Source organism: Acinetobacter sp. UBA6526 (assembly GCF_002434875.1).
GTDB classification, from domain to species: Bacteria; Pseudomonadota; Gammaproteobacteria; order Pseudomonadales; family Moraxellaceae; genus Acinetobacter; species Acinetobacter venetianus.
The window spans coordinates 1-4,718 of record NZ_DJLC01000100.1 but is presented as its reverse complement, the minus strand read 5'-3'; the positions used below and the strand labels follow the sequence as shown (position 1 = coordinate 4,718).

Sequence of the window (4,718 nt, the reverse complement as noted above, 5' to 3'; positions counted from 1 at the left end):
GCAACTTAAGAATTTTAATTGAATGGCTGTGGGGTTGTTATGAAAGAGAACATGAATAGTGAAGTGCTAGTAAATGCTGAAGCTTTTGCAATTGCAACGCAAATGTATGTACGTTTAAGACGTGTATGTGGACGTGTAATTGATGTGATGTATCTCGTGAATAATAAAGATTATGCAAAGCATATTGTTGATATCGCTTTATCGACTGAAGATGAAGAGTTAGAAAAACAAGTGGCACGTTTGCGCCCATTAATTGATTTGTATCCTGAACCAGCTGTAATGATCGAAGAGTCGAAGGTTGAAGCTAAAAAACAAAAAGAAGTGCAGCAAGAAACATATTCGATGGACGTGACAGCAGAGGAAATTTATCAAGCGCAAGTTCACCATCACTATATTGGTGCATTAAGGTAAATTATAAGTCATTAAAAAATAGAAAATTAAAAGGATGTAGCACTGATGTTTACATCCTTATCCTTCTTTTAGAATATATAGATATGGATTAATATTCAGAATTGATACTCTCATGTTGAATAAAATAAGATCATGGAAAAGATCTAGAGATTTTTACTTAAGTGCTGAAAAGTTCAACTGCGCATGAAATCCAAAATCTGTATAATGCGTTAACTTAACGTGTCAGGAATCTCTTATGCACTTGGCGGCATTGCATACTTTGAGTCAGATTCAACTCAATCAACAAGGAAATCTCAAGCACTTTTTAACTATTGAAGGTCTTTCCAAAGAAAGCCTCACTAAGATTTTAGATACAGCGCAAAGCTTCTTAGATGAAAATAATAATTTGATCAACCGTCCTTTATTAGAAGGACTAACGGTGATGAATCTTTTCTTTGAAAACTCAACTCGTACACGTACAACATTTGAGGCAGCGGCAAAACGTTTGTCAGCAAATGTCTTGAATATTGATATCGCACGTTCAAGTACATCGAAAGGTGAAACGTTACGAGATACGCTTTGGAATTTAGAAGCGATGGCTGCGGATATTTTTGTGGTTCGTCATTCATCTTCGGGTGCAGCACATTTTATTGCCAAAGATGTTTGTCCTAATGTCGCAATCATTAATGCAGGCGATGGTCGACATGCACACCCGACTCAAGCCATGTTAGATATGTTGACAATTCGTCGTGAAACCAACAAGCCATTTGAACAACTTTCTGTGGCAATTATTGGTGATATCAAACACTCGCGTGTTGCACGTTCAAATGTGGCGGCATTGCAAACACTCGGTTGCAAAGATATTCGCGTGATTGCACCGAACACTTTATTACCAGTTGGCTTCAATGAATATGGTGAGCATGTTCGTCTATTTAACAAAATGGATGAGGGTGTGACGGATTGCGACGTGATCATCGCGCTACGTATTCAGAATGAACGTATTGATTCTCCAGCACTGTCTTCACAATCTGAATTTTACAAGATGTATGGTTTAAATAAAGAACGTCTCGCTTTAGCTAAACCTGATTGTATTGTGATGCATCCTGGACCAATGAATCGCGGTGTAGAAATTGATTCAAGTGTTGCTGATGGTAATCAATCTGTGATTCTTAGGCAGGTGACTAACGGTATTGCTGTACGTATGGCAGTACTGGCATTAGCAATGCAAGGACAGCTCCAAGAGCAAGGTTTAATTGAAGCGATTTCACTATAAAGGATAGATCACATGAGTATTGTAAAAATTGAAAATGTCCGTGTGCTCGATCCGATTGAAAAGACTGATCAAGTGAAAACGGTTTATCTTGAAAATGGCAAGTTGATCAATGCTGTAGATCAAGTTGATGAAACGATCGATGGTCAAGATAAATGGTTAATGCCGACAATGGTCGATCTATGTGCACGTCTGCGTGAACCTGGCCAGCAACAACACGGAACCTTAAAGTCAGAAGGTAAAGCGGCACTCGCAAATGGTATTTTGCATGTCATAACACCACCAGATTCCAAGCCAATTGTTCAAGATAATGGTGCGCTTATTCATGGCTTAATTGAAAAAGCAAAACTGGATGGTGGTATTTATTTACAAATCATTGGTGCACAAACCCAAGGTTTAAATGGAAAACAACCTGCAAACATGGCGGGTTTAAAGAAGGGTGGTTGTACGGCTGTTTCAAATGCTAATGCTGCTTTTGAAAATGATGATGTTGTGATTCGTACGTTAGAGTATGCAGCAGGTTTGGGTTTAACCGTAGTTTTCTATGCAGAAGAGCCACAAATTGCCAAAGATGGTTGTGCGCATGAGGGCTTTATTGCCTCACGTCAAGGTTTGCCAATGATTCCAGCAATTGCTGAAACAGTGGCAATTGCGAAGTATCTTTTAATGATTGAAGCAACCGGTGTGAAAGCACATTTTGGTTTGTTGTCTTGTGGTGCTTCTGTTGAGTTGATCCGCGCTGCAAAAAATAAAGGCTTACCTGTGACTGCTGATGTCGCAATGCATCAACTGCATTTAACCGAAGAGTTAACAGATGGCTTCAATTCACTTGCACATGTTCGTCCGCCATTACGCTCAATTCAAGATAAAGAGTTATTGCGTGAAGGTGTAAAAGACGGTGTGATTGATGCGATTTGTACACATCATGAACCATTAAGCAGTTCTGCAAAGATGGCACCTTTTGCTGAGACCCAATCTGGAATTACAGCTTTTGATACTTATGTTGGTTTAGGTATCCAGCTTATTCAAGAAGGTGTTTTTGAACCTTTAGAATGGGTTGAAAAAGTTACCTCTACTCCAGCAGCAGTTGCGAATATGACAGCACGCTGGCAGCAAGAATCTGGTTGGGTTTTAGTTGATCCTACGCTGACATGGACAGTTTCTAAAGACACGATTATTTCTCAAGGTAAAAATACACCATTACTCGGTCAGCAACTGACTGGTAAAGTGCTTAGTACCTTTGTATAAGTTTGCTTGGAACTAGGCAGAATAAGACTTATCGGCTTATTCTGCTTTGTAAACCAAAATATGAATATTGTATTTATATGATATAAAAAACGAATAAAAACAAGATAATTAGCTACAATAAGAAAAACTTTAGAAGCTTTGAAACAATAATTAAATAAGCGGTCTAAATGAAAAATTATATTTATTGGAGCGATTACCATGTCGACAAATCCGATGGAATTGTTAAAGAAAAAAGTGACTTCCGAGCTTATTCAAGAGCAAGATGGTTTATCTAACGAAAAAAGTGCGTTGCTTTCTAAGTTTTATCCCATATTTTTATCTATCTTAACGGCTAAACCTGAATTTATTCAGAAGCTAAAAGAAATTATTATGCCTTCATTATCAGATTTACTTGGTCATAATGAGCAAATTAAAACGGTATTTTTAGCTAATATCTCAACAGCCAAACTTATTCCATTTGAAACTGAACAAATTATCAATAAAGCAATTCCAAAATGTTTAACAGCATTAACAAACGAAGCAGGGAATGATAGCGCTAGTATTTTGAAATATCTGAAGCAACATAACGATTCTATTCAGTCGCTATTACCTACTTGGGTAATGAGTTTGTTAACACCAGTTGGCTTGATCTTAAATCAACAAAATTTGAACACTGAATCAAATCATTCATCTGTTAACTTCGGTCGCAAGATGGGTATTTTTCCAATCATTGGCTTTTTGATTCTGGGTTTGCTAATCGTTTGGTTGTGGCAGTCTTGTCACCATCAGCAGCTCGAGGTTCCTGTAGATGATTTGGATGCATCTGTTGCTCAATAAGTATTTTGAACTTGGTGGAGGAAGTCTTTTGATTAAATTGGGAAATATTGTATCCAATGTATAAATTATAAAAGCATAAATTGATTCATCCGTTTTTTATTGGCATGCTTAGCTTTGTGCAAATAAAGATTCAAGATTGAGATGATGCGGATTACATTGATTGGTGCCGGACGTGTAGCAAACCACTTGGCTTTAGTTCTAGCAAAAAAGCATAGAATTATTCAAGTTTTTAGTCGTGATCAGCAAAACGCACAAAACTTGGCAGATCGAGTAAATACAGAAGCAATCAATCAAATAGAGCACTTGAATCGCCAGACTGATCTAGTCATCATTGCTGTAAGTGATCAAGCAATTTCTGAGTTAATTAAGAACGTGTCTCAATATGTTCCTGATAGTCTAATTGTTCATACCTCTGGTAGTACGAGTTTATCAGTGCTTGCGGAATCACACTTTCGTGCAGGTGTTTTTTATCCATTACAAACATTTAGTTTTGAGCGAGAAGTCAACTGGTCTGATACTCCTTTATTTGTTGAGGCGACCAACACACAAGATCTAAACGTATTAACTGATTTAGCAAATGAATTAAGTGATTGTGTTTATCAATATAGTTCTAAGCAGCGCCAAACATTGCATTTAGCTGCTGTGTTTGCTTGTAACTTTAGTAATTATTGTTATGACATGGCCAAACAAATTGTAGATGCCGAAAGCGTTGATTTTAATTTGTTATTCCCTTTGATTATGGAAACAGCAAATAAAGCAACGCAGAATGATCCTCAAAAAATGCAGACTGGACCAGCAATGCGTGGCGATCAAAATATATTAAGTATGCATCGTAATCTATTAATAAATGCGCATCGTGCTGATTTAGAAAATATTTATAAAATAATGAGTGATGGAATTTATGAAAGACAAAACAAACCTTTTTAACGATAATTATACAAAATAGACAAATTAGTCTATTTTGTATAATATGCGCGAAATTTAAGTCAATATT

The 4,718-nt window shown here is 36.9% G+C and carries 5 protein-coding genes; all 5 read left to right on the top strand.

All coding sequences use genetic code 11. The annotated features are described in order from the left end of the window. The first annotated feature begins 39 nt into the window (after window positions 1-39). Window positions 40-411: a hypothetical protein gene (locus tag B4237_RS06385; protein WP_061397095.1), complete on the top strand. Its 372-nt coding sequence runs from the start codon at window positions 40-42 to the stop codon at window positions 409-411. A 235-nt stretch (window positions 412-646) separates the two neighbouring features. Continuing rightward, window positions 647-1,663, top strand: coding sequence for an aspartate carbamoyltransferase catalytic subunit (locus B4237_RS06380; RefSeq protein WP_004880184.1), 1,017 nt, complete (start codon window positions 647-649; stop codon window positions 1,661-1,663). A 12-nt stretch (window positions 1,664-1,675) separates the two neighbouring features. Beyond that, the gene (locus tag B4237_RS06375) at window positions 1,676-2,908 is read left to right on the top strand and encodes a dihydroorotase (protein ID WP_023014412.1); all 1,233 of its coding nucleotides are present in this window, start codon (window positions 1,676-1,678) and stop codon (window positions 2,906-2,908) included. A 198-nt stretch (window positions 2,909-3,106) separates the two neighbouring features. After that, on the top strand, window positions 3,107-3,724 hold the full coding sequence (locus tag B4237_RS06370) for a hypothetical protein (protein WP_278595595.1): 618 nt from the start codon (window positions 3,107-3,109) through the stop codon (window positions 3,722-3,724). Between the two features lie 144 nt (window positions 3,725-3,868). Next, window positions 3,869-4,651: a Rossmann-like and DUF2520 domain-containing protein gene (locus B4237_RS06365; RefSeq protein WP_278595657.1), complete on the top strand. Its 783-nt coding sequence runs from the start codon at window positions 3,869-3,871 to the stop codon at window positions 4,649-4,651. Window positions 4,652-4,718 lie beyond the last annotated feature (67 nt).